At 44.4% G+C, this 23,832-nt stretch carries 24 protein-coding genes; 10 read left to right on the top strand and 14 right to left on the bottom strand.

Annotated elements, in window-relative coordinates; all coding sequences use genetic code 11:
- Nucleotides 1-92 precede the first annotated feature (92 nt).
- The 4 genes from rsgA to FFR00_RS15525 all read left to right on the top strand — a co-directional run bounded on the left by rsgA (nt 93) and on the right by FFR00_RS15525 (nt 6,892).
- A complete protein-coding gene (rsgA, locus tag FFR00_RS15510; protein ID WP_137674331.1) occupies nt 93-1,133 on the top strand; it encodes a small ribosomal subunit biogenesis GTPase RsgA in 1,041 nt (346 codons plus the stop codon).
- Between the two features lie 24 nt (nt 1,134-1,157).
- Nucleotides 1,158-2,012, top strand: a complete 855-nt coding sequence (asd, locus tag FFR00_RS15515; RefSeq protein WP_137674332.1) for an archaetidylserine decarboxylase — start codon at nt 1,158-1,160, stop codon at nt 2,010-2,012.
- A gap of 126 nt (nt 2,013-2,138) precedes the next feature.
- Nucleotides 2,139-5,417 carry a miniconductance mechanosensitive channel MscM gene (mscM, locus tag FFR00_RS15520; protein ID WP_137674333.1) on the top strand — a complete coding sequence of 1,093 codons (3,279 nt, stop codon included), beginning with the start codon at nt 2,139-2,141 and terminating at the stop codon, nt 5,415-5,417.
- A 71-nt stretch (nt 5,418-5,488) separates the two neighbouring features.
- On the top strand, nt 5,489-6,892 hold the full coding sequence (locus FFR00_RS15525; protein WP_137674334.1) for a DASS family sodium-coupled anion symporter: 1,404 nt from the start codon (nt 5,489-5,491) through the stop codon (nt 6,890-6,892).
- A gap of 49 nt (nt 6,893-6,941) precedes the next feature.
- On the opposite strand, the gene epmA is transcribed toward FFR00_RS15525, so the two are convergent.
- Complete coding sequence (gene epmA / locus FFR00_RS15530) at nt 6,942-7,916, bottom strand: elongation factor P--(R)-beta-lysine ligase (RefSeq protein WP_137674335.1); 975 nt, start codon at nt 7,914-7,916, stop codon at nt 6,942-6,944.
- A 197-nt stretch (nt 7,917-8,113) separates the two neighbouring features.
- Between epmA and frdA the strand changes: the two genes are divergently transcribed.
- The 4 genes from frdA to frdD are packed head-to-tail and all read left to right on the top strand — an operon-like array spanning nt 8,114 to nt 11,398.
- Nucleotides 8,114-9,907, top strand: a complete 1,794-nt coding sequence (gene frdA, locus FFR00_RS15535) for a fumarate reductase (quinol) flavoprotein subunit (RefSeq protein ID WP_137674336.1) — start codon at nt 8,114-8,116, stop codon at nt 9,905-9,907.
- 1 nt (nt 9,908) lies between these two features.
- Nucleotides 9,909-10,643, top strand: a complete 735-nt coding sequence (locus FFR00_RS15540; protein ID WP_137674337.1) for a succinate dehydrogenase/fumarate reductase iron-sulfur subunit — start codon at nt 9,909-9,911, stop codon at nt 10,641-10,643.
- Nucleotides 10,644-10,645: 2 nt separating this feature from the next.
- The gene (locus FFR00_RS15545; protein ID WP_137674338.1) at nt 10,646-11,035 is read left to right on the top strand and encodes a fumarate reductase subunit C; all 390 of its coding nucleotides are present in this window, start codon (nt 10,646-10,648) and stop codon (nt 11,033-11,035) included.
- A gap of 9 nt (nt 11,036-11,044) precedes the next feature.
- Nucleotides 11,045-11,398 carry a fumarate reductase subunit FrdD gene (gene frdD / locus FFR00_RS15550; protein WP_137674339.1) on the top strand — a complete coding sequence of 118 codons (354 nt, stop codon included), beginning with the start codon at nt 11,045-11,047 and terminating at the stop codon, nt 11,396-11,398.
- Nucleotides 11,399-11,416: 18 nt separating this feature from the next.
- Here the strand turns inward: frdD and FFR00_RS15555 are convergent, their stop codons facing one another.
- The gene (locus FFR00_RS15555) at nt 11,417-11,635 is read right to left on the bottom strand and encodes a hypothetical protein (protein WP_137674340.1); all 219 of its coding nucleotides are present in this window, start codon (nt 11,633-11,635) and stop codon (nt 11,417-11,419) included.
- A 225-nt stretch (nt 11,636-11,860) separates the two neighbouring features.
- Nucleotides 11,861-12,427: an elongation factor P gene (gene efp, locus FFR00_RS15560; protein WP_137674341.1), complete on the bottom strand. Its 567-nt coding sequence runs from the start codon at nt 12,425-12,427 to the stop codon at nt 11,861-11,863.
- Nucleotides 12,428-12,461: 34 nt separating this feature from the next.
- Between efp and epmB the strand changes: the two genes are divergently transcribed.
- Complete coding sequence (gene epmB, locus FFR00_RS15565; protein ID WP_137674342.1) at nt 12,462-13,484, top strand: EF-P beta-lysylation protein EpmB; 1,023 nt, start codon at nt 12,462-12,464, stop codon at nt 13,482-13,484.
- An 80-nt stretch (nt 13,485-13,564) separates the two neighbouring features.
- On the top strand, nt 13,565-13,882 hold the full coding sequence (locus FFR00_RS15570; protein WP_137674343.1) for a hypothetical protein: 318 nt from the start codon (nt 13,565-13,567) through the stop codon (nt 13,880-13,882).
- On the opposite strand, the gene FFR00_RS15575 is transcribed toward FFR00_RS15570, so the two are convergent.
- The 11 genes from FFR00_RS15575 to FFR00_RS15625 all read right to left on the bottom strand — a co-directional run bounded on the left by FFR00_RS15575 (nt 13,869) and on the right by FFR00_RS15625 (nt 23,728).
- Nucleotides 13,869-15,779, bottom strand: a complete 1,911-nt coding sequence (locus FFR00_RS15575) for a bifunctional diguanylate cyclase/phosphodiesterase (protein WP_137674344.1) — start codon at nt 15,777-15,779, stop codon at nt 13,869-13,871. The two genes, FFR00_RS15570 and FFR00_RS15575, sit on opposite strands and share 14 nt — an antisense overlap.
- A 12-nt stretch (nt 15,780-15,791) precedes the next feature.
- Nucleotides 15,792-16,283 (bottom strand): molybdopterin-binding oxidoreductase, encoded by a 492-nt coding sequence (locus tag FFR00_RS15580; protein WP_137674345.1) that lies wholly within the window; start codon nt 16,281-16,283, stop codon nt 15,792-15,794.
- Nucleotides 16,284-16,642: 359 nt separating this feature from the next.
- On the bottom strand, nt 16,643-17,518 hold the full coding sequence (locus FFR00_RS15585) for a hypothetical protein (protein ID WP_137674346.1): 876 nt from the start codon (nt 17,516-17,518) through the stop codon (nt 16,643-16,645).
- A 288-nt stretch (nt 17,519-17,806) separates the two neighbouring features.
- A complete protein-coding gene (tuf, locus tag FFR00_RS15590) occupies nt 17,807-18,991 on the bottom strand; it encodes an elongation factor Tu (protein WP_137674395.1) in 1,185 nt (394 codons plus the stop codon).
- 66 nt (nt 18,992-19,057) lie between these two features.
- Nucleotides 19,058-21,151 (bottom strand): elongation factor G, encoded by a 2,094-nt coding sequence (gene fusA / locus FFR00_RS15595; RefSeq protein ID WP_137674347.1) that lies wholly within the window; start codon nt 21,149-21,151, stop codon nt 19,058-19,060.
- Nucleotides 21,152-21,229: 78 nt separating this feature from the next.
- On the bottom strand, nt 21,230-21,700 hold the full coding sequence (gene rpsG / locus FFR00_RS15600; RefSeq protein ID WP_137674348.1) for a 30S ribosomal protein S7: 471 nt from the start codon (nt 21,698-21,700) through the stop codon (nt 21,230-21,232).
- A gap of 94 nt (nt 21,701-21,794) precedes the next feature.
- Nucleotides 21,795-22,169 carry a 30S ribosomal protein S12 gene (gene rpsL, locus FFR00_RS15605; protein ID WP_016404065.1) on the bottom strand — a complete coding sequence of 125 codons (375 nt, stop codon included), beginning with the start codon at nt 22,167-22,169 and terminating at the stop codon, nt 21,795-21,797.
- A gap of 143 nt (nt 22,170-22,312) precedes the next feature.
- Complete coding sequence (tusB, locus tag FFR00_RS15610) at nt 22,313-22,588, bottom strand: sulfurtransferase complex subunit TusB (RefSeq protein WP_137674349.1); 276 nt, start codon at nt 22,586-22,588, stop codon at nt 22,313-22,315.
- Nucleotide 22,589: 1 nt separating this feature from the next.
- Entirely contained in the window at nt 22,590-22,949 is a 360-nt protein-coding gene (gene tusC, locus FFR00_RS15615; protein WP_137674350.1) for a sulfurtransferase complex subunit TusC, read from the bottom strand.
- Entirely contained in the window at nt 22,946-23,338 is a 393-nt protein-coding gene (gene tusD / locus FFR00_RS15620) for a sulfurtransferase complex subunit TusD (protein WP_137674351.1), read from the bottom strand. The genes tusC and tusD overlap by 4 nt, the downstream gene beginning before the upstream one ends.
- A 6-nt stretch (nt 23,339-23,344) precedes the next feature.
- Entirely contained in the window at nt 23,345-23,728 is a 384-nt protein-coding gene (locus FFR00_RS15625) for a RidA family protein (protein WP_137674352.1), read from the bottom strand.
- Nucleotides 23,729-23,832: the final 104 nt, after the last annotated feature.

Below are 23,832 nucleotides of genomic sequence, written 5' to 3' on the forward strand. Positions count from 1 at the left end.
TGACCCTATTTATATGTGGAAATATTTTCCGCAAATCTTTTTGATAAGCGGTATCATAGCGATTTATTACACTTACTTGAATAGTAGTTTTCGTGACCAAGAGAAAGAAACTGAGCCAAGGTCAACTTCGCCGCGTGCGAAGCAACCAACAAAAGCGCCTCAAAAAAGAAGATAGTCACCAATGGTTGGACGACCAATTAGGTCCCCAACAAGAAGGAACTATTATCAGCCGCTTTGGTCAACATGCCGATGTTGAATCAAACAGTGGGGAAATTTTTCGTTGTAATATGCGCCGCTCAATTGGCTCCTTAGTCAGCGGAGACGAAGTGGTATGGCGCGCTGGTAACGAAGAGCAATCTGGCATTCGAGGCGTTATTGAAGCCTGCCATGAGCGCCGCTCAGTACTCACTCGCCCAGATTTTTACGATGGAATTAAAGCCATTGCCGCTAACATCGACCAAGTCGTGATTGTTTCTGCAGTACTGCCCGAGTTCTCTACTAACATTGTCGATCGCTATTTAGTGGCAGTAGAAGATGTTGATTTAAAGCCGATCATTTTGCTCAATAAAGTTGATTTATTAGATCTAGAGCAGCGTCAAGCCATTGAGGCCCAGCTCGAAAACTACCAAAAACTCGGTTACACAGTCATTTTTGCCAGTACCAAGCAAGCCGAAGGCTTAGACGATCTCACTCAACAACTGACCAACAAAACCAACATTTTTGTTGGCCAGTCGGGTGTTGGTAAAAGCTCATTGGTTAACAGCTTATTGCCTGAACAAAGCATTGATACCAAAGAAGTCTCAGAAGTATCTGGGCTTGGCCAACACACCACCACTACCGCGCGTTTGTATCATTTAGAATGTGGCGGCAGATTAATTGACTCCCCCGGCGTTCGCGAATTCCAATTGTGGCACTTAGAAAATGAACGTGTTGCGTGGGGCTTTATTGAGTTTCGTCCTTGGCTGAATCAATGCCGTTTTCGTGACTGCAAGCACCAAGGTGATCCTGGTTGTGCTATGCAAGAAGCGATAGACTCTGGCAAAATTTCGCAGCAGCGATTTGATAGTTACCAGCGTTTATTAGAAACAATGGAAAGTAACAAACCTTCACGGGCGATTCCCGGGAAAAAATAATTCACCAGACCATGAGAATATAGAGTGTTAGACAAAATTAAAATTGCCGCCCAGTACTGCTTTCCACAGCATGGTTTATCTCGCTTAGTGGGTAAACTGGCCCAAGCCGAAGCAGGAAAACTCACTCATTGGGTGATTAAAAAGTTTATTAATCGTTACCAAGTAGACATGAACGATGCGGTAAACAGCGAACCTAGTGCCTATCCCAGTTTTAATGCGTTTTTTACTCGTCCACTAAAACCAGGCACTCGCCCTTTAGTAGATGGCGACTCTAATTTGGCCCATCCAGTAGACGGCGCAGTAAGCCAATTAGGACCTATTCAGCATGGCCGAATTATTCAAGCTAAGGGCCATGATTACAGTGCGCGAGAGTTACTTGGTGGTGATAAAGAGCTTGCCGAAGCATTTAACGATGGTGACTTTGCCACTATTTATTTAGCCCCAAAAGACTACCACCGCATTCATATGCCTTGTAAGGGTAAGCTGCGAAAAATGGTCTATGTGCCTGGCCAACTGTTTTCGGTTAACCCGCTAACTGCCGCTAATGTGCCTAACTTGTTTGCCCGCAATGAACGCGTAGTGGCTATTTTTGATACTGAGTTTGGCCCTATGGCCATGGTATTGGTCGGCGCCACTATTGTTGCTAGCATTGAAACCATTTGGTCTGGCACAGTAACGCCACCAGGCAGCAAGCAGGTGTTTACTTGGGACTACTCTGATCAAGATATTAGCCTAGACAAAGGTGCTGAAATGGGTCGCTTTAAGCTGGGTTCAACCGTGGTAATGCTATTTGCTAAAGATGCCATTGAGTTTGAACAGTCACTCGCGCCAACAGTGAGCACCGTAATGGGCACTCATTTCGCCAGTAAAGCCCAGTAAAATACTACCAAGTCTTGAAGGCTAGCCCTTCAAGACTGATTCAATTCTGCTTATTATTACGCTAATTCAATTATTTAATATAAAATAAATAACAATCACTAGCGCACTTAATTTGGCTCCTAACGAATGAAACCAACGCTTTTACTCCGCTGGCTTGCTTTACCTTTACTGATATTTTGTATGGCGGCTCAAGCGAACGTGGGTGGCGAAAACCACTTAAAAAGCTTAATTGGTTCCTTAGATACCCAACCCAGTAACCTCAATACTCAGCAGCAACAGCTGATTTATGAAGAATCTTTAGCTTTGCTTAAAGAAGGCAATGACTACCGAGAAAAAGCCAAATATTACCGTAGCATTATTAATAATTTTTCGCGGCTGCGTAAAGATTTACAAGACCAGCTTAACCAGTATCAAGCACCTGAAATAAGTCAGCTAGATACGCTAAATTCTAATCAACTCACCGAACAACTAAACACTTGGCAAGCCACACTTAACAGCAGCAGTGCCCGTATTGATGAACTTAAACAGCGCCAATTCGCCATAGATTTAGATGTTAGTGAGCACCACCAGCGCAGTGGTCCACTGCGTCAGCAACTAAGCTCCTTGCGAAGCAAGCTAGAGGCTCTGCAATTTGGTGTGCTTAGCGAAGTAGAAGAAGCCCAACGCGTTCGCACACAAGTGAACGAAGCAAGCTTAACTGCTCAATTAGCCATGTTAGAGCTAGCCGCACAAAGTGCCAACCAACGTAATGAACTACTGCAACTAGAGATAAGCCTGTTACAGCGCCAACAATTTTCTCAAAAACGGATTGTTGAAGAACTAAAAAATCGCCTATCTCAAGAACATCGCGCCGAAGCAAAACGTTTATCAGAGCAGTTAGCCTTTACCGCGCCCGAGCTTTTAGAACTGCCCCTCGTGAAAGAGGTCGTGGATCAAAACCAACATATTCAACGCCAATTGTCGGCCTTGTTTGACCAAAGCGAGCAAATTGCTCTGCTGCAGCAACACGCTAACAACGAGTTAGAGCACATTAAACTCACCTTTGCCAACTTCAAAGAACAGGTATCGTGGCTAAAAGTAACCCGCTCTTATGGCGAATATTTGCGTGAACAGATCAGCAGCTTACCCAAGGCAAAAACCTTAGCGCCCATAGAACAACAAATTATTGAAGTGAGGATTAGCAAACATCGCCACCAAAACTTAATTTACACTTTGCGTAGCCAAGCCCAACAACAGGCTAAACAGCAGCTTATTGCATCCCTCAGTGACGAACAGCAACAGATACTGCGCAAACACCTCAAACTCAATCAGCAACTATCCGATAAATATCAACTTGAATTAGATTCTCGTTTATTTGAATTAGCCCGTCTAAAGCTAGATTACTCCAAACTCAATGACGAACTGCGCATTATTAACCAAGAAGCCAATCAAGAGCTGTTTTGGACTGCAGATGTAAAAGCCATCGACCTCAGCTTTTTTAGTGATGTTCGCCAATCTGTTATTTGGTTATTGAATATCCAACAACTCAAACAGCTGAAACTCTCGATTCAAAACTTATCTTGGTTATGGCTGGTTTGGTTAAGTTTGGTGGCGGCAAGCATGGTGTATGTGCGTCATTTAAAAATGCACTGGTTAAAGGGCTATTTACAACGTATTGACTCTAAAACCGGCAACATTACCCGCGATAAATTTCACTATACCTTGTCGAATCTATTACTTAGTGCAGCGCTAGCCACTCCCTTAGCCCTGTTTATTGGAAGTGTTGGATTCGCCCTAAACTACAAGTGGGAATATGCCTTTTCTCGGGATGTTGGTGATGCGCTAATCAACGTAGCACTAGTATTATGGCTATTCCATTTGCTGCAGCAGTTTTGCCAGAAAAACGGTCTGCTCAATACCCACTTTAAGTGGCCACTGGTCAACATTCAGCAGGCTATTACCCTTATTCGCCGTTTAGTTTACATTAGCCTGCCGCTGGTTTTTGTTCTTAACCTTTGTATTCTACAAACCAGCCAACCAGCTTACAGTGGTCTAGCCCGTTTAGCCTTTATCGGGCTGCTGTTATGGGTAGCTTACGGCTTTCACAGTATTTACCGTATCGAGCTTCCGGTTAACTACCGTTTAGATATTTTTAAAGCACCACAACTGGCCAAAAAGCTTATTTGGGGAGCGGCAATTAGTATTCCTTTAATGGCGGCCTTGGCATCTGCCGCAGGCTTTTTTGCCACTGCGTTTACCGTATATTGGCAAGTGGTGCTGAGCTTTATTATTGCCGTGGTATTTATGCTTAGCTACCTGCTTATTCATCGCTGGATGTTACTGCAACGTCGCCGAATTGCCTTTGACCGCGCCAAGGTGCGCCGCGCAGAGATGATTGCCCAACGCCACGCCGAAGACGAAGATCCAAGTATATCTAGTGAAGGCTTTGTTGAAGCGATTGAAGAACCCGTCATCGATCTAGATACCATTAGCGCTCAATCTTTAGGGTTGTTGCGCGCCGCGTTAATCTTAGCGCTGGTATTAGTACTGCTGTTTAGCTGGTCTGAAATGACCAGCGCTTTCTCCTTCCTAGATAATATTACCTTATGGGAAAGTAATACCAGCCGCGCGGGCGTGGCAGCGGTCAACGAAATTACTCTACGCTCACTGGGTTCAGCCCTATTAGTATTCTTCTTTGCCATGCTGTTGATTCGCAACCTGCCAGGCTTGTTAGAGCTAATGGTATTGCAGCACTTGTCGTTAAACCCAGGAACGGGCTTTGCCATCACCACAATGATCAATTACATGGTGATTCTATTTAGTATCTTCAGTGGCTTTGGATTACTCGGTATTGAATGGTCTAAATTACAGTGGTTAGTGGCAGCTCTCACCGTTGGTTTGGGTTTTGGCTTGCAAGAAATTTTTGCCAACTTTATTTCTGGTTTAATCATCTTATTTGAAAAACCCATTCGAATTGGCGACACCGTCACCATTCGCGAACTAACAGGCACTATTTCCAACATTGAAACTCGCGCGACCACCATTGTGGATTGGGACAGAAAAGAGATTATTGTGCCCAACAAGGCCTTTATCACCGAGCAGTTTATTAACTGGTCATTGACCGATCCAATAACTCGTGTGGTACTCATGGTGCAAGTTAAACAAGGTTCCGACAACAACTTGGTGACACAGATATTGCAAGAAGCGGTGGAAGCAAACAGCTTAGTATTAACCAACCCACAACCTGAAATTTACTTCACCGAATATACTAACAACGGCATGAAATTCGAGATGCGAGTCTATGTAAGTGAGATGCGTTATCGCTTACCGATGACCCATGAGTTGTACACTTTGATCAACGACAAGTTTAAGGCGAATAGCATAGACATCGCCTACCCACAATTAGATGTATCTCTCAATTCTTAGTTGAGGCTTTGGGTATCGTAGAGCTTTAAAAAAACCGTTATTTCAAATAATTAGCTCAGAGATCTTAGAACATGGCCTTGCATAAACACCTTAAGCTGTTGGTTTGTTTAATTGTTCCCCTACTTATTTTGGCGCTGCCTACCAGCGCAATTCCTTTAGCTGACCTCACCATAGTACAGCATCGAATCATTGCCATTTTTGTAATGGCGGCTTTGCTGTGGATTTTTGAGCCAGTGCCGGTATTTGCCACCTCATTACTGATCATTACCCTTGAGTTAGTACTTATTTCCAATCAAGGGATTAGTGTGTTTATCGCCGATAATGGCAGCGCACCAATGGGCGACTTACTGCCTTACACCAGTATTTTTAATGCCTTCTCTTCGCCCATCATTATCTTATTCATGGGGGGTTTTGCTTTAGCCATTGCGGCATCTAAGTTTGAACTAGATAACAACCTTGCACGAGTGCTACTCAAACCGTTCGGCAAACGCATCCCAATGATTATGTTAGGCATTATGCTGATTACCGCCATCTTCAGCATGTTTATGAGTAATACTGCCACCACGGTCATGATGCTCGCTATTGTAGGCCCACTTATTGCCGCAGCCCCGCGCAACGATCTCGGCATGAAAGGGCTTATTTTGGCGATTCCAGTTGCTGCCAATACCGGTGGTATTGGTACTCCTATTGGTACTCCACCTAACGCCATCGCCCTGCAATATATTCCTGAAGGCCAAGTTACCTTTGCGTCTTGGATGGCTTTTGGTATTCCCTTTGTGATTATTCAGCTCGCTATTGCTTGGTTTTTACTATGTAAACTTTACCCATCAAAAACCGGAGTTTTGGAGCTAAATCTTAAAGGGACTTTTCAAAAAAGTACTCGCGCCTACATTGTTTACGCTACTTTCGCCTTAACTATTTTATTGTGGTTAAGTACCGCTTGGCATGGCATGAACAGCTACGTGGTGGCGATTATTCCACTCGCTGTGTTCACCCTTACCGGCGTAATCGGTAAAGACGACTTAAAGCTATTTAACTGGGATGTATTGTGGTTAGTAGCCGGTGGTATCGCTATGGGCATGGCCTTAGAAAAAAGCGGTTTAGCCGCAAAAATCGCCACCTCAATCGACTTCTCTAGCATGCCGACTTTAGCGGTGATTGTAGTGCTATCGATAGTCTGTGTGGTTATGGCTAATTTTATGTCAAATACTGCAACAGCTAACTTAATTATGCCTATAGCAGCGGCGGTAGCTACCAGCTTAAGTGGCTTAGATGGCGATGGTGGAATCACCACATTGTTGATTATTGTCGCGCTGTCGGCGTCGTTAGGCATGATGTTGCCTGTCAGTACTCCGCCCAACGCCCTCGCCTATTCTACCGGTTTTATTGAAACTAAAGATTTGATCAAAATTGGCGGGGTTATGGGAACCACCGGCTTGGCATTGCTATACATTGCCATGATGGTTATTTTGTAACAGCCCAACTAAAAAGGGAGCGATTGCTCCCTGCTCTCCCTGCGAAATACTAAGCTCGCTCGATGCTAAAACTTTGCACTTGCTGAATATTGTCGGTTTCTAGCGCTAGCATCAATAAACGGTCAATGCCCAAGGCCACGCCAGCACACTCTGGCAAACCTGCAGCCAAGGCAGCTAAAAAGCGTTTATCTATCTGCGCGGGGGCTAAACCATGTTGCTCTCTCACTTGCTGGTCTTTAGCAAAACGCCGTGCTTGTTCTTCTGCATCGGTTAGTTCATGAAAACCATTGGCTAGCTCTACGCCTTTAAAATAAAGCTCAAAGCGCTCAGCCACTCGGGGATCGGTAGCTGAAATTTTAGCTAAAGCAGCTTGCGAAGCAGGGAAGTGATAAACAAAACAAGGCCGCTGCTGGCCGATATACGGCTCTACTCCTAAAGAGAATAGCAATTGTAAAATCGTGTCTCGATCAGTTTCCTGCTCAACTAAATCGGCTACCGACAAACCCTTCGCTACTTCAACAAAATCGGCATGGCTAGCACCTAATGGGTTAATGCCTAGGCTTTGCTCAAAGGCCTCAACATAAGTTAACCGTTCAGCGCTACCACAAGCCAGCACTAAGTCTATCAGCGTGTCCATTTCGTCCATTAAAGCGAAATGGTCAAAACCCACGCGATACCACTCCAGCATTGTAAATTCTGGGTTGTGAAAGCGCCCAGCTTCTTCATTGCGAAATGCCTTAGCGATTTGATAAATACAGCCGCTACCTGCCGCCAGTAAGCGCTTCATATGAAACTCTGGCGAGGTTTGCAAATACAAGCTCATGGAGTGAGGCGCAGCCGGCCCAGTTAAGGTAGTGGCAAAGCTATGTAAATGAACATCACTCACGCACGCTTGGCTCATGCTTGGCGTTTCTACTTCCATCACTTTTCGCGCAGCAAAAAAGCATCTGATTTTGTTAATGATTTCTGCTCTAGCTTGAAGAGTCTCGATACTTGCAGAGGGTTGCCAAAGTGTTTCAGACATGCAAATTTTTTCCTGCATTGAGTTAGTTTTTATCGCGAGGTTTTATACCACTTTGCTAACAAAAGCGGGAGTTATATCTCAAAAGACAAATTATCTCGGAAGCCTGCTCAAAGTAGCGCCAATATTTGATTTTAGTCAAACATCAAAAAGCGAATACCCGCACAATCATTGTAGGCTTATTTCGTATGGAGAAAAGCGTGGAAGTAATCAAAACTGATGTCGCCATTGTTGGCGCTGGGGGAGCAGGCTTACGTGCTGCTATTGAAGTTGCCGAGCAACACCCCGAGTTAGAAGTGGCTCTCATTTCAAAAGTATACCCAATGCGCAGCCACACGGTTGCCGCCGAGGGTGGTGCTGCTGGTGTAGCCCAAGACCACGATAGCTTTGATAACCACTTTAACGACACCGTATCCGGTGGCGATTGGTTATGTGAGCAAGACGTAGTGGACTTTTTTGTTGAGCGAGCCCCCAAAGAACTGACTCAACTTGAGCACTGGGGTTGTCCGTGGTCTCGCCGACCAGACGGCAGCGTTAATGTTCGCCGCTTTGGTGGAATGAAAATTGAGCGCACCTGGTTTGCTGCAGACAAAAGTGGCTTTCACATTCTCCACACCTTATTTCAAACCTCGACTAAATACCCCAGCATTAAACGTTACGACGAGCACTTTGTTTTAGATTTAGTCGTAGAAGACGGCCAAGTAAAAGGCGTGATTGCCCTTGATATCGCCGAAGGCGTAGCCAAATTGATTCAAGCCAAATCGGTGATTATTGCTACCGGTGGCGCAGGCAGAGTGTATCGCTTTAATACCAATGGCGGCATTGTTACCGGTGACGGCATGGCTTTGGCCTATCGCCATGGTGTAGCACTGCGAGACATGGAGTTTGTGCAATATCACCCAACGGGCTTACCTGGTTCAGGGATTTTGATGACAGAAGGTTGTCGTGGTGAAGGCGGTATTCTTACCAATAAAGACGGTTACCGTTACCTGCAAGATTACGGCTTGGGACCTGAAACGCCAGTCGGCGAACCTAAAAACAAATACATGGAGCTTGGCCCACGCGACCGCTTAAGCCAATGTTTCTGGCAAGAAGCCCAGCTAGGTCGCACCATTGAAGGGCCAAATGGCGATTATGTTCACCTCGACCTCACTCACTTAGGCGAAGATTACTTATTAGAACGCCTGCCGTTTATTTGTGAGTTAGCCAAAGCTTACATGGGTGTAGACCCAGTGAAAGAGCCAATCCCTGTTCGCCCTACTGTGCATTACACCATGGGTGGAATTGAAACTGACGGCCGCTGTGCCACCTCATTAAAAGGCTTATACGCCGCTGGTGAGTGTTCCTCGGTAGGTTTACATGGCGCTAATCGCTTGGGGTCTAACTCCTTAACCGAGATTACCGTATTTGGCCAAGTCGCTGGAGAATCTGCAGCACGTAATGCGCTAGTATCAACCCATAGCGATAGCGCTTCACTACTTGCCCAAGCGGAACAGACTTTAGCGAAGTATCAAGCCTTAAAAACCAATCAAGGTGATGAAAAGACTTCTGATATTCGCAACGAACTCGGTCGCACCATGGAAGATGGCGTAGGTATTTATCGAACCGAAGAAGCAATGCAGACAACTATCGATAAAATCGCCGAGTTAAAACAGCGCTATAAAAACATTAAGTTAGTCGACAACAGTGAAGTATTTAATACCGAATGGCTGTATGCCGTAGAGCTTGGGTATTTGTTAGATGTGGCAGAGTCGATGGCTGTTTCGGCGATTAACCGCAAAGAGAGTCGCGGTTCTCATCAACGCATTGATGGCTTTGAGCAACGAGACGATGTGAACTTTTTAAAACACACCTTAGCGAATTACCGCCCCGATATGGCGCCCGAAATTAGCTACAGCGATGTGAAAATCACTAAATCTCAACCTGCAGAACGAGTATACGGCGCCGCCGCCGATGCTCAAGAAGCAGCTAAAAAACAAGCGGAGGCGAAGTAAAATGGCTGAAGTGATGAAAATTGAGATCTTACGCTATCGTCCAGAAACTGATAAAGAACCGGTATGGCAAACCTTTGATGTGCCTTTTACTCGCGAGATGTCGCTATTAGAAGCTTTGGCTTACATTAAAGATGAACTAGACCCAACCTTAAGCTACCGCTGGTCTTGCCGAATGGCGATTTGTGGTAGCTGCGGCATGATGGTGAATGGGATACCTAAGTTAGGTTGTAAAACCTTCCTTCGTGATTACCCAAAAGGAATGAAGGTTGAAGCCTTAGCCAACTTCCCTATCGAGCGTGACTTGGTAGTTGATATGAGCGACTTCATCGAGAAGCTTGAGTCAGTTAAGCCTTACATCATTAACGATAATCCTAAGTCGCTAGACGATGGTTGCCACACTCAATCACCTAAAGACATGGCGCAATACAAGCAGTTTTCCATGTGTATTAACTGTGGCCTTTGTTATGCAGCGTGTCCGCAGTATGGTTTGGATAAATCATTCACTGGTCCTGCCGCTTTAGCCATATTGCATCGCTATAACCAAGATAATCGTGACGCTGGTAAAGCAGAGCGAATGAAGATAGTTAACGCCGAAGAAGGCGCTTGGGGCTGCACCTTTGTAGGTTACTGCTCACAAGTGTGTCCCAAAGACGTAGACCCTGCAGCAGCAATTCAACTTGGAAAAGTAGATAGCGCTAAAGACTATGTAATTGCCATGTTCAAGCCAGGAGAGTAAGCATGACTAAACGTAAACCTTACGAACGCAAAATGGGCGCAACTTGGTGGCTTAAAAACGCGTTTCATACCAAGTACATCATTCGCGAAGGCTCCAGCTTAGTCATCGCTATTTACAGCATGGTGCTGCTATTTGGCTTGTTCCGCTTAAGCCAAGGGACTGACGCATTCAATGGCTGGTTAGGCGCAATGAGCCAACCTGCTTGGCTTGCCTTTCACTTGCTCACCCTAGTATGGACGCTGTATCACAGCATTACTTGGTTTAGCCTAGCGCCTAAAGCCGCCAACTTATGGCTTGGACAAAAGCGAGTGCCAGACAGCTGGATAGTTAACAGTATGTACGGCGCGTTAGCGGGTATAAGTGTAGTTGGCCTAGTATTGGTATTGATTTAGGAGAAACAGATGAAACGTTCTAACGAACCGGTGTTTTGGGGAATGTTTGGCGCTGGCGGCATGGTAGCTGCGCTGTTCACACCTATTGCTATATTAATCACTGGCCTACTGGTACCTCTGGGAATTATTCCTGCCGAGCAGTTTTCTTATGAAAGAGTCTTAGCCTTCTCACAACACTGGTTAGGCGCGGCAGTAATTTGGGTGATTGTAAGCTTACCGCTGTGGTTGTGCATGCATCGCCTCTACCATACCTTACACGACTTTGGGATCCATGCTGGTAACCTAGTAAAAGCACTATTCTACGGGGTGGCATTTGCTGGCTCGGTAGCTTGCGCTACACTGCTATTACTAGGCTTAATCTAAAAAAAAAGCGGGCTAAGGCTAGCCCGCTTTTAAATCTTTTTGGCAGTTACGTTTTAGCGAACTAATTTCTAGCTCTAACTGCTGTTCTCGTTGTTTTAATAAATCGAGCTCGGCTTCTTTACTAGCCAATAGCTCAAAAACACCGGTTGGGTAATCTCCTGAGCCTTTAGCAAAACGAAGTCGATTCGAATAACGTCTGTCTACATGTTCCACGGGAGCATCTGCAACTACATTCATATTGATAACCTTTCTATCATTAACAATGTGGTAGATTAAGCATTGCAGACAAATTGCGATTACGCAAAGTGAAAATTTGATTTAAATCAAAGCGATTGAACCATAAGATTTATTCAACTGGCAAACATAATTTTGTTCTTTAAACACAGCTAAATTCGCTAGTTTTGCTAAAAATTAACAAATAAAAAAGGGAGCCTAGGGCTCCCTTTTTCTTAACTGTAGCGCTTATTTTACACGGCCCACATATTCAGCACTGCGTGTATCAACTTTTACTACTTCACCAATTTGAATAAACAACGGTACACGCACTACCGCACCGGTAGTTAGCGTAGCAGGTTTACCACCCGTACCGGCGGTATCGCCTTTCAGACCAGGGTCGGTCTCTGTTACTTCTAATTCCACAAAATTAGGAGGCGTTACTAAGATTGGGTTTTCATTCCAAGTGGTAATAACACATACGTCTTGCTCAACTAACCATTTAGCCGTCTCGCCCACTGCTTTTTCATCTGCAGCAATTTGCTCAAAGGTATCGTTGTTCATGAAGTGGTAGAATTCGCCATCGTTATACAGGTAGGCTAATTCATAATCCATCACATCTGCTGCTTCAACTGACTCACCAGATTTGAAGGTTTTCTCTAATACTTTACCGGTTAACAAACGGCGCAATTTAACGCGGCTAAATGCTTGGCCTTTGCCTGGTTTTACAAATTCATTTTCTAGAATTGCATAAGGCTCGCCGTCGAGCATAATTTTTAGCCCGCCTTTGAATTCACTGGTACTATATGACGCCATTTGGTCCTCTACTTACAAGGTAATATCAATTTCAATGCTGCGAATAATACCGCGAAACGACGCTGCTGTGCAGGGTAATTGGCAAAAAGAGCTGGCAAACGCCATCACAGATCCCAAAGATCTGCTGCAATACTTACAATTAGACCCTGAAAACTATCAGTTAGACATCGCAGCACGTAAATTATTCCCAATGCGAGTACCGCTCAGCTTTGTACAACGCATGCAAGTAGGCGACCCTAAAGACCCATTATTACTGCAGGTATTGCCACAGCGAGAAGAGTTTATTCAAGCCGCAGGTTTTACCGAAGACCCGCTTGAAGAACACCAATCTGCCGTACCGGGATTACTGCACAAGTATAAAAGCCGAGTATTATTTATTTTACGCGGGGGCTGTGCGGTAAACTGCAGATATTGTTTTCGTCGCCACTTCCCTTACCAAGACAACAGCCCTAGCAAGGCAGGTTGGCAGCAAGCCATTGACTACATCGCCAACGATAGCAATATTAACGAAGTGATCTTGAGCGGTGGCGATCCTTTAATGGCTAATGACGAGCAATTGGCGTGGCTGGTAGAGCAACTTGAGCAAATTAGCCACTTAACACGATTACGTATCCATAGCCGCTTACCGGTAGTGTTACCTAACCGCATAACCACCGAACTTGTTGAATTGCTGAGCAATACGCGTTTACAAAGCATTATGGTGAGCCACATTAACCACCCCAACGAAGTGAACGAACCACTTCGAACAGCCTTTTCCAAGCTGCAGCAAGCCGGCGTAACGCTGTTGAATCAAGGGGTGTTATTAAAAGACATCAATGACGATGTAGATACCTTAACAGCGTTAAGCGAAGCACTGTTCTCTGCCAACATTCTGCCCTACTACTTATTTTTGTTGGACAAAGTAGCCGGTGCGAGTCACTACGATATTGACGAACAGCAAGCAGTGTTGATAATGCGTGACTTATACCAACGCTTACCTGGTTTTCTTGTTCCACGCTTAGCACGTGAGCAAGCCGGTAAAAACAGTAAAACACCGATAGACATCGGCTTGAGCTAAACTAAAACCATAGGGCTTGTTGGCTACACTTTAGGTTAAGCCAGCAAGCACACATTCAACTAGACACAGTGACCTTTTCAATGGATAAAACCAAGCTCGTTGAGCAAATACAAGAAAACTTAAAAGACATTTACCATAAAGCCATTGATGCCGATAGCGTGTTAAAGCAGCAGCAAGAGCAAGGTAAAGCCAAGTTTAGTGCGCTGTTCAAAGGTAGCTTGTTTAAAGACCAACATCGCCAGTTTTTACCTTATGTAGAAGAGTTAGCCAGTGACTTGGTATTGTTACAAGAATGCCAAGACGATGAGCACTTTGTCACTCAACTAAAAGTAATGGTGGCTAAACTTGAGCAAATGCATAAGTTATTAGTTGAATTTAAACAACTTACTCGCCAATAGCCGGCTTAATGGTTTCGCGTAAATAGGGGGAAAATTCCTCGGCCTGCGCCCAAGCAGCAATGGCCGCCCCTAATACAAACACTTCCTTGGTAATGCCTTTAAGCTGATTTAGATGCTGTTCGTTCTCCACGCCATCTACCATCAGCTTCACCCCTAAGCGATTAGCAAACATCACCGTAGCCGTTAACATAGGCTGTTTATCGTTTGAATTTAGTAACTCAGCCATTAAAGACTTGGCCCCACGCAGATATTGCACCGGTAGGTGATTTAGCAACTCCAAAGGACATTCTGCACTGCCAAAATTATCCAGCGATAAACTCACACCAATTCTGCGTAATTCTCTAATAGCGTCGACACAATCCAGCAGCATTTGCTGGTCACTATCAATGATATTAATGATTAATCGATGCGGCAGAATACGACTCTCTATCAGTACCTTATTCACTAATACTAATAAATCAGTATGTAAAGTAGATGAGGAAATAGACACCGCCAATTGCAGGTGAGGATCAACCGCGTGGTGCCAGCGTTTAAGCTGTTGGGTGGCAGCTCGTAGTACCCAAGACTCTAACGTGACCACACAGCCACTGGCATGTGCAATGCTTACTAGTTCGTCTTGCTCAATCCAGCCATAAATCGGATGTTTCCAACGTGCTTGAACTTCTGCTCCAACTACTTTATCACTCGTAAGATCTACAATAGGTTGGTAAAACAAACTCAAATCTTGTTGTTCTAGCGCTGCTCGCAGTTCGCTCAGCAATTGTTGTTCGCGCTCTTTAGCCAACTGCATTTCGCCTTCAAAAAACTGCCAAGAACTGCATCGAAATTGCTGCTTAGCTTGATACATCGCAGTATCAGCCTGTCCCAATATCGTTAACCAATCCTCGCCATTGTCTAAGGCCAAGCTGATACCAATACTGGTACCAACAAAACACTCACGCCCTTCTAAAGACATTGGTTTTTCTATTACATTGATTAAGCGTTCAGCAAAACCAGAACAATCTTCATTAGAGCGCACGCGTGTTTGTACGATGGCAAATTCGTCCCCACCTAAGCGCACAGCAAAGTCACAGTGGCGCATTTGGCCACCTAAACGTTGCGCGACCAAATTGAGTATTCGATCGCCGTACTCATGCCCGTAATTATCATTAATGCTTTTAAAACCATTTAAGTCCAACACCATAATGGCGTAATCACCGCGGTTATCTTCTAGGCTATCGATAAATTCACGTAAACCTGCGCGATTAGGCAAACCAGTAAGCACATCGTGATTAGCCAAATAACGGTTTATGTGATTCTCGCGCACAATCATTACAATCAGAATAGAACCGCTAATTAATAACGCACCAATCGCAAAGGACAAAATCAGTTGCAGCTGCAGTAACCTAAAGTCGGTTTTCTTATCAAATTCACTATTACGCTGAAACTCACGATTTACCAAAGTGTTGATTGGAGCTGCATACAGATCAAGGCGCTCGACCAAACGCTCGAACTTTTCATGAGATGGTGGTAAAGCGCGCAACAGCGGCTCGATACGCTGCACCTCTTGAAACAACTCCCGCACTAAATGCTTAGCTGATTGAATGCTCTGAAAGCCTGCAGTTTCCTGGCCTTCCAATAAAACCGGGAAGCGGCTCCACAAAATATCGTAGCGCAGCATCAGCTCTGATTGGCTAACGCCATTCAAGCGGTAAAGCTGTAAGGCATTAACAAAGCGTCGATGCTCCATTTGCAATTGGACGACAGACCAAGAGCTTGTGGACTTGGGCGACTCTAATAGCTGAATAATTTGCCTAAGTTGATAAACACAGATCACCGCACTAACAATGAACAGTGAAACAACCAGCGAAATTAAACCTTTTTTGTATTTTTGAGGAAGCCTAGTAAGCCAATTCATCAACAATTAAACTCACTTAACAATAATGCTACGTAGCTGCCAAATCATAAAGTCGTTATATGGCATCTGTAAAAGCTCTGGGTGTTTATCAATCGGTAGCATTAACCATAGCGGTCCCTTGTCACGTACCCGCATCACACGGTCGTTATCAGACCAAGCCAAAATAGGCTCAAATTCCGCAATATCGTCAAACTCAATCTCCACTTCGTAATTGTTTAATGCAACCAAAGTGAGCTTAGTAGAACGAGCCCCTGCCATTTCAAGCAGATCAGAGACTTTAGGGCCTTTATAGTGATGACGACTTTCAACCCAAGGATGACGAGTAACAATAGTGTGTTGCGGCATAGCTTGCAGCATTTTCAAATCAAAATCTGCCGCCCCTTCGCTATTACTATTTTGAATTAAACCGGCAATGGTAAGGATAGGCTCGTCGGTTGGTTTTGGCAGCTCAGCGGCTACCAAAGAGGTACACAACAATAAACTTAGGGCTATCAATATTTTCATAACGCGTCCTCCTTAACGCCGTTACTCAAAGGTTGCTTGGATAAATAAATGGAAGGCACTTTTATACTTATGAGTATGCAGGAGAACTAAAAAACCACAACCCCATGCTTATCTATGCAATCATAAGTTGATAACGGGAATAGAGTAAACACCTATGAATAGAAATGATTTTTTAAATATAGAGAGAAAGTAAAACAAACCAGAAGCTATGTAAGACTTTATGATTATTAGCTATAGCTGAGAGGGAATTTAAATACTTCTTTAACTTAATCCGTATGCGGAGCTAATCACATACTTGTAAAACTATGTAAGAGAGACTCAATCAACAAGCCTCTCTTTAACCACCTATTTATTAAACACTATTTTGCTTCGATTACAAATTCAAATAATGGATACAAAAAACGAGATTCGTTTTCAGGTTGTGTAGGTATAGTCGGCGCTCCAACGTTTACTGGATAAATCACGTAATTGCTGCCACCATTCAAACGGTGGCCGTCAGTTGCATCATTGTAGAATAGCCAATTGTCTTCATTCAGAGGGTCTGACGGGTAGTCATAACCAGCGGGAAGAAGCGCTAATTTGTTACCATCTGGGTGGGCGTTAATAGTAATAACAGAACTGATTTCTCCTACTTCAACCGAAGCGGCTACTAATACTAAGTTCCCGCCATCTTCAGGGGTCAAATAAAAATCGACAGGACCTTCAAAACTTTCAGAACTATAAGTATTAGCTAATCTCACATTCACTTTGTCATTCGCTGGCTTACTGTCCAAAAATGGAACATGCATAAACCTCAGCCCTTCATCAGAGCGGTCACTGCCATATGTGGTAATAAGGCTAAACTTTCTTGCAGGAATATCAAAGGTTGATCCAGCTTTACCTAAGGGCTGGTTACTATTGGCATCGTTTACAGCAAAGTAAACAGGGTAAGAATCAACCTCTTTCCATATATCTTCAGAGAAAATCGTTGATGTACTACTTGTATAGAAAGCTAAACCTTTGTCTTTTTCACCAATATGGTTAAATAAATTTGGAAGATACGAATAATATGGAAGCAATTCTACGGTTGAATGATATAAATTTAATAGGGCTACAGCTGTACCCGCTTCTTTAGGGACACCACCTTCTGAACCGCTATTTCCGCCTCCTAGGTCGACACCGTCGCCTCCACACGCACCAAGAGTTGATGCAATAATAAATAACGCGGCTAAATTCGCTCTACTGCTCTTAAACATACTTTTCCCTGTATATTTTAGCTACACCGTTCCAAGTGTAACTACTAACAAATTTGCCAAGAAATCTACTACAAATCAGTTTGTTATTAAACCAGCATATACAAAAAAAATGACCTAATACAGTATTAGCAAAGAATTAATTCGTATAAAGGAAGTTTTATCGCCCCCGAAAAGCGCTGGGTTATCTTTATAATAACTTATGCCTGTAACCCTTAGTCGAATAAATGTAAACAATAAAAACAAAAAAGGCCGCCTAAGCGACCTTTCTTTCTATTGCACTAAGTCTTCTTATTCGAAGATTTTAGCTACAACACCCGCACCTACTGTACGGCCACCTTCACGGATTGCGAAGCGTAAACCTTCGTCCATCGCGATTGGGCAGATTAGCTCTACAACAAACTTCAAGTTGTCGCCTGGCATTACCATTTCAACACCTTCAGGAAGCTCTACAGCACCTGTTACGTCAGTTGTACGGAAGTAAAACTGTGGACGGTAACCTTTGAAGAAAGGAGTATGACGGCCACCTTCGTCTTTGCTTAGTACGTATACTTCAGCTTCAAACTTGGTGTGTGGAGTAATTGAGCCAGGAGCTGCAAGTACTTGACCACGTTGTACGTCATCACGCTTAGTACCACGTAACAAAATACCACAGTTCTCACCAGCACGACCTTCGTCAAGAAGCTTGCGGAACATTTCAACACCAGTACAAGTTGTTTTGGTGGTTTCTTTTACGCCAACAATTTCAATTTCTTCTGAAACTTTAACGATACCACGCTCAACACGACCAGTAACAACTGTACCACGACCTGAAATTGAGAATACATCTTCAATAGGTAGTAGGAATGGCTTGTCGATGTCACGCTCTGGCTCAGGAATGTAAGTATCTAGGGCTTCTGCAAGCTCTACAATCTTAGCTTCCCATGCTTCTTCACCTTCTAGGGCTTTAAGCGCTGAACCTTGGATTACTGGAATGTCATCACCAGGGAATTCGTATTCAGATAGAAGTTCACGAACTTCCATTTCTACTAATTCTAGTAATTCTTCGTCATCTACCATGTCACAGTTGTTCATGAATACGATGATGTAAGGTACACCAACCTGACGTGAAAGCAGGATGTGCTCACGTGTTTGTGGCATTGGGCCATCTGTAGAAGCTACTACTAAGATAGCGCCGTCCATTTGTGCAGCACCAGTGATCATGTTTTTAACGTAATCGGCGTGTCCAGGACAGTCTACGTGTGCGTAGTGACGACTTGGAGTATCGTACTCTACGTGTGAAGTAGAAATCGTAATACCACGCTCGCGCTCTTCTGGAGCGTTATCGATTGCTGCGAAATCTTTAGCTTCACCACCGTATACTTTTGCAAGTACGTTAGTAATAGCGGCTGTTAGTGTAGTTTTACCGTGGTCTACGTGGCCAATTGTACCAACGTTTACATGCGGTTTATTACGTTCAAATTTTTCTTTAGACACGATATGTACCTTCTTTTCCATTCCAACCTGCCTCACTCGAGACAGATCAATCATAGTTGAATTAGTTTACTTTGCTTCTACGATAGTATCAGCAACGTTTTTCGGCGCTTCATTATACTCTAGGAATTCCATAGAGTAAGAGGCTCGCCCCTGAGTAGCCGAACGTAGATCTGTAGCATAGCCGAACATTGCAGACAGCGGCACTTTAGACTTAATAATCTTTAAGCCCGCAGCCCCATCGTCCATGCCTTCAATTATGCCACGACGACGATTCAAGTCACCCACTACATCGCCCATCCAATCTTCAGGGGTAGTAACTTCTACTTTCATCATCGGCTCGAGCAGTACTGGATCAGCATCCAATGCGCCTTTTCTGAAGCCCATTGCACCGGCAATTTTAAACGCCATTTCGTTAGAGTCAACATCGTGGAATGAACCATCGAATAAAGTGACTTTAACATCAAGTAGCGGGTACCCTGCCAGCACACCCTGATCCATTTGCTCTTTACAGCCTTTGTCTACTGCTGGGATGTATTCCTTAGGAACCGCACCGCCCACAATCTCATTGACAAATTCGTAACCAGCACCTGGCTCTAGAGGTTCCATACGCAACCAAACGTGACCGTATTGACCACGACCACCAGATTGACGAACGAACTTTCCTTCCACTTCAACTTGCTTGCGAATCGCTTCGCGATAAGCAACTTGAGGTTTACCTACATTACAATTCACGCTGAATTCGCGCTTCATGCGATCTACGATGATATCTAAGTGTAACTCACCCATACCTGAGATAAGGGTTTGTCCAGATTCTTCGTTAGTTTCTACGCGAAACGATGGATCCTCAGCGGCCAATTTACCTAAAGCAACACCCATTTTTTCTTGGTCTGCTTTGGTTCGAGGCTCTACAGCAATTTGAATTACTGGCTCAGGAAATTCCATTCGCTCAAGAACAACTTTATTGTTCATATCACATAAAGTGTCACCCGTGGTTACGTCTTTTAGACCAATCGCAGCGGCGATATCACCGGCACGAACTTCTTTGATCTCTTTACGGTCGTTTGAGTGCATTTGCACCATACGACCTAAACGCTCACGTTTTTGTTTAACCGAGTTATACACCGCAGTGCCGGTTTCCACCGTCCCCGAATAAACCCGCATAAAGGTCAACGTTCCCACAAATGGGTCGGTTGCGATTTTAAACGCCAATGCTGCAAATGGCGCATCGTCGTCAGCTGGACAGGCAACTTCGTTGTCTTTTTCGTCCAAACCTTTAATTGCGGCAACGTGATTTGGTGCTGGCAAATATTCTACAACAGCATCAAGCACTGCTTGAACGCCTTTGTTTTTGAATGCCGAACCACAAGTCGCTAACACGATTTCATTGTTTAACGTGCGCGTACGCAAACCAAACTTGATTTCGGTTTCAGTTAACTCGCCTTCCTCTAAGTACTTATCCATCAGCTCGTCATTAGCTTCTGCTGCAGCTTCCACGAGTTCTTCGTGTAGCTCTTCAGCGCGGCCAAGCAGATCTGCAGGGATATCTTCGTAGTTGAAGGTGGTACCTTGATCAGCTTCGTTCCAGTTAATTGCCTTCATTTTAATCAGGTCAATTACACCAACGAATCCGTCTTCAGCACCTACGTTAAGTTGAATAGGCACGCAATTTGCGCCTAAGCGATCACGGATTTGCTCGATTACTCGCTCAAAATCTGCACCAGCTCTATCCATCTTGTTCACGAATACCATTCGTGGAACTGAATATTTATCAGCTTGGCGCCAGACTGTTTCTGATTGAGGTTCAACACCTGATGAACCACAAAACACAACTACTGCCCCATCTAATACGCGCAACGAACGTTCAACTTCAATAGTGAAGTCTACGTGCCCTGGAGTATCAATGATGTTTACACGGTGTTCATCGAACTGTGCGTTCATACCACGCCAAAAAGTAGTGGTAGCCGCAGAGGTAATGGTAATACCGCGCTCTTGTTCTTGTTCCATCCAGTCCATGGTGGCTGCGCCATCATGCACCTCACCTATTTTGTGAGATAGACCGGTATAAAAAAGAACACGCTCTGTGGTTGTTGTTTTGCCAGCGTCAACATGAGCAACAATACCAATATTACGGTAGCGCTCAATAGGAGTTGTACGAGCCATTCTTATCCTCTTGCTAAGGAAACATCCTTAGTCTCACATAGAAAGCCGCACAGCTGCGTTAAGCAGCTGTGCAACCAATTACCAGCGGTAATGTGCAAACGCTTTGTTTGCATCAGCCATACGGTGAACGTCTTCACGTTTCTTAACCGCAGAACCTTTGTTTTCCGCTCCGTCTAGGATTTCACCCGCTAGACGTAAAGCCATAGATTTTTCACCACGTTTACGTGCTGCATCTACCATCCAACGCATACCTAATGTGTTGCGACGTACTGGGCGTACTTCAACAGGTACTTGGTAAGTAGAACCACCAACACGGCGAGATTTAACCTCTACCGTTGGGCGCACGTTTTCAAGAGCCATTTCAAAGATCTCTTGGTGAGACTTGCCTGATTTCTCAGCGGCAGCGTCTAATGCACCATATACAATCTTTTCTGAAATAGATTTTTTCCCATCAACCATTACTACGTTGATGAACTTAGCCAGAAGTTCTGATCCGAACTTAGGATCTGGTAAGATTTTGCGTTGACCGATCACTCGACGTCTAGGCATTTGAATATCTCCGGTATGCTTCAGGTTTCCCCAAAACGAATTTTAAAAAAATTTCGCTATAACTAAATGTTTGGCCTTACTTAACGGAGAGCCGTTATGACTTAGGACGTTTAGCGCCGTACTTTGAACGTCCTTGACGACGATCACTTACGCCAGCACAGTCTAATGCGCCGCGTACGGTGTGATAACGCACACCTGGTAAATCTTTAACACGACCACCGCGAATCAAAATTACGCTGTGCTCTTGTAGGTTGTGACCTTCACCACCGATGTAAGATGTTACTTCGAATCCGTTAGTTAAACGAACACGAGCAACTTTACGTAGTGCTGAGTTAGGTTTTTTCGGAGTGGTAGTATATACGCGAGTACATACACCACGGCGTTGAGGACACGCAGCTAGTGCTGGTACGTTGCTTTTAGCAACCTTACTTGCACGTGGCTTGCGAACCAACTGGTTAATCGTTGCCATTTTAAATAGCTCCTGAAATTACTTTTTAACGTGTGAAAAATCTACCCCAATTTTGGGGAGGCGAAATTTTATGCGCTCGCAGGAAAAGTGTCAAGGCTTGCTCAAGCTTACAGGCTAATATTTTTCATGGTTGAGAGCTTCGCTCACCACGTTAAGGCAGGGTGATGTGTAACGCTTAGTTGCACCATGGCTTGGTAATCCACTAACACTTTATCGCGTACTTCTATACCGCGGGCACTCACATCGGCACTTAGCACCGATAACCTACTTTGCTGCTCTAGTTCCAGCAAACGCGGGTCACTGCGCAGCCAAGCGTACACCGCGTCTTCAGTTAGTACGAGGTGACCGCTGCCATCAAGCTCGCTCAAACAACGCTCAAACACTTCACTTGCGTAAGGATGTCTCATAATATGCAGCATGCTAAAACCTCAATATTGCATGGGCGTTACAGTGACGTGAATAGAACTCTTTGGAATCTAAAGCTCTCACTGTAATAGCAAGTTGATCTAAGGCTAAGCCTCGCTCCTGCATAGAGGCTGTATCTATAAAGATCTCTTCTACGTCGTATAAATCCAGTAAGCCATATGTAGGCAATACGTCACGTTGCAGAATGGCAGCAGTGTCTTGATTATTAACCAGCTGCCAAACTCCGTCGCCTTCAAAGAAAACCACAACATCTTCAGATACCGCAGAAGATGCTAAAGCCGCATCTAAGGCTTCACGCCCCAGGCTAGAACCGTGAGGAGCGGCACCTAATACAAACACCAAGGACTTACTCATAGTTGCACCACCCTGTCGCTACTTAACATAGCGGTGGCCATTTCAGCCAACCCAGACATAGTAAACTGATGACTCATGTTAAACGACTCGACAGCTTGATTTTCAAGGTCTTCTTTGGCCACTACGCCACGACGATATGCCGCAGCGCTGCAAACCAATAATTCACAACCACTATTGTTTTTAAGCTCAATCCAGCATTGATGTATGTCCACTTCGTCACTTGCAGGCAAGCTAGTACTGAGACTATTAGTTACGCCGTCTAAATAAAAGAATACCGTTTTGAGTTGATGCCCTTCGGCCACTAGCGCATTGGCAAAGTTAAGCGCGGTAGCACTGCCTTGCTTGCCATAAAGGGGGCTGGTAACAACTAAGGTATAAGAGAGGCTCATTTTGGATTACTTAATATGAGCAATAGCTTCAACTTCAACCAAAACATCTTTAGGCAAGCGAGCAACCTCTACGCATGAACGAGCAGGCGCACTTTCAGGGAAATAACTGGCATATACATCGTTGAAAGCAGCAAAATTAGCCATATCACTAAGAAAACACGTTGTTTTGAACACTGTAGATGCATCAGCTTCCGCTGCGGCTAGCACTGCCATCAGGTTTTCCATCACTTGTTTGGTTTGTTCACTAATTCCACCGGCAACTACTTCCATAGTGGCAGGGTCTAGTGGAATTTGGCCAGAAGTAAACACTAACTCATCAATTTTAGTTGCTTGCGAGTATGGGCCAATAGCAGCTGGAGCTGACTCGGTAGATACAATTTGCTTGCTCATAATATGCTCTTATTTTTAATCACTTTTAAAATCGGAGTCTGTGACTAACAAGCAAACTTGTCAAATTTTTTACGAATGAAGCGGAAACAAAAGGCATAAAAAAA

This window comes from Agarivorans sp. Toyoura001, assembly GCF_005405585.1.
GTDB lineage: Bacteria > Pseudomonadota > Gammaproteobacteria > Enterobacterales > Celerinatantimonadaceae > Agarivorans.

Excerpts from the sequence above, each read along its gene's own strand:
- rpsG (WP_137674348.1), bottom strand. The coding sequence starts at position 21,700 with ATGCCTAGACGTCGAGTGATCGGTCAACGCAAAATCTTACCAGATCCT.
- rpsL (WP_016404065.1), bottom strand. The coding sequence starts at position 22,169 with ATGGCAACGATTAACCAGTTGGTTCGCAAGCCACGTGCAAGTAAGGTT.
- efp (WP_137674341.1), bottom strand. The coding sequence starts at position 12,427 with ATGGCGTCATATAGTACCAGTGAATTCAAAGGCGGGCTAAAAATTATG.
- mscM (WP_137674333.1), top strand. The coding sequence starts at position 2,139 with ATGAAACCAACGCTTTTACTCCGCTGGCTTGCTTTACCTTTACTGATA.
- FFR00_RS15525 (WP_137674334.1), top strand. The coding sequence starts at position 5,489 with ATGGCCTTGCATAAACACCTTAAGCTGTTGGTTTGTTTAATTGTTCCC.
- epmA (WP_137674335.1), bottom strand. The coding sequence starts at position 7,916 with ATGTCTGAAACACTTTGGCAACCCTCTGCAAGTATCGAGACTCTTCAA.
- epmB (WP_137674342.1), top strand. The coding sequence starts at position 12,462 with ATGCTGCGAATAATACCGCGAAACGACGCTGCTGTGCAGGGTAATTGG.
- tusC (WP_137674350.1), bottom strand. The coding sequence starts at position 22,949 with ATGAGTAAGTCCTTGGTGTTTGTATTAGGTGCCGCTCCTCACGGTTCT.
- FFR00_RS15580 (WP_137674345.1), bottom strand. The coding sequence starts at position 16,283 with ATGAAAATATTGATAGCCCTAAGTTTATTGTTGTGTACCTCTTTGGTA.
- FFR00_RS15625 (WP_137674352.1), bottom strand. The coding sequence starts at position 23,728 with ATGAGCAAGCAAATTGTATCTACCGAGTCAGCTCCAGCTGCTATTGGC.
- tusD (WP_137674351.1), bottom strand. The coding sequence starts at position 23,338 with ATGAGCCTCTCTTATACCTTAGTTGTTACCAGCCCCCTTTATGGCAAG.
- FFR00_RS15545 (WP_137674338.1), top strand. The coding sequence starts at position 10,646 with ATGACTAAACGTAAACCTTACGAACGCAAAATGGGCGCAACTTGGTGG.
- FFR00_RS15555 (WP_137674340.1), bottom strand. The coding sequence starts at position 11,635 with ATGAATGTAGTTGCAGATGCTCCCGTGGAACATGTAGACAGACGTTAT.
- FFR00_RS15570 (WP_137674343.1), top strand. The coding sequence starts at position 13,565 with ATGGATAAAACCAAGCTCGTTGAGCAAATACAAGAAAACTTAAAAGAC.
- tusB (WP_137674349.1), bottom strand. The coding sequence starts at position 22,588 with ATGCTGCATATTATGAGACATCCTTACGCAAGTGAAGTGTTTGAGCGT.
- frdD (WP_137674339.1), top strand. The coding sequence starts at position 11,045 with ATGAAACGTTCTAACGAACCGGTGTTTTGGGGAATGTTTGGCGCTGGC.
- FFR00_RS15585 (WP_137674346.1), bottom strand. The coding sequence starts at position 17,518 with ATGTTTAAGAGCAGTAGAGCGAATTTAGCCGCGTTATTTATTATTGCA.
- FFR00_RS15540 (WP_137674337.1), top strand. The coding sequence starts at position 9,909 with ATGGCTGAAGTGATGAAAATTGAGATCTTACGCTATCGTCCAGAAACT.
- FFR00_RS15575 (WP_137674344.1), bottom strand. The coding sequence starts at position 15,779 with ATGAATTGGCTTACTAGGCTTCCTCAAAAATACAAAAAAGGTTTAATT.
- fusA (WP_137674347.1), bottom strand. The coding sequence starts at position 21,151 with ATGGCTCGTACAACTCCTATTGAGCGCTACCGTAATATTGGTATTGTT.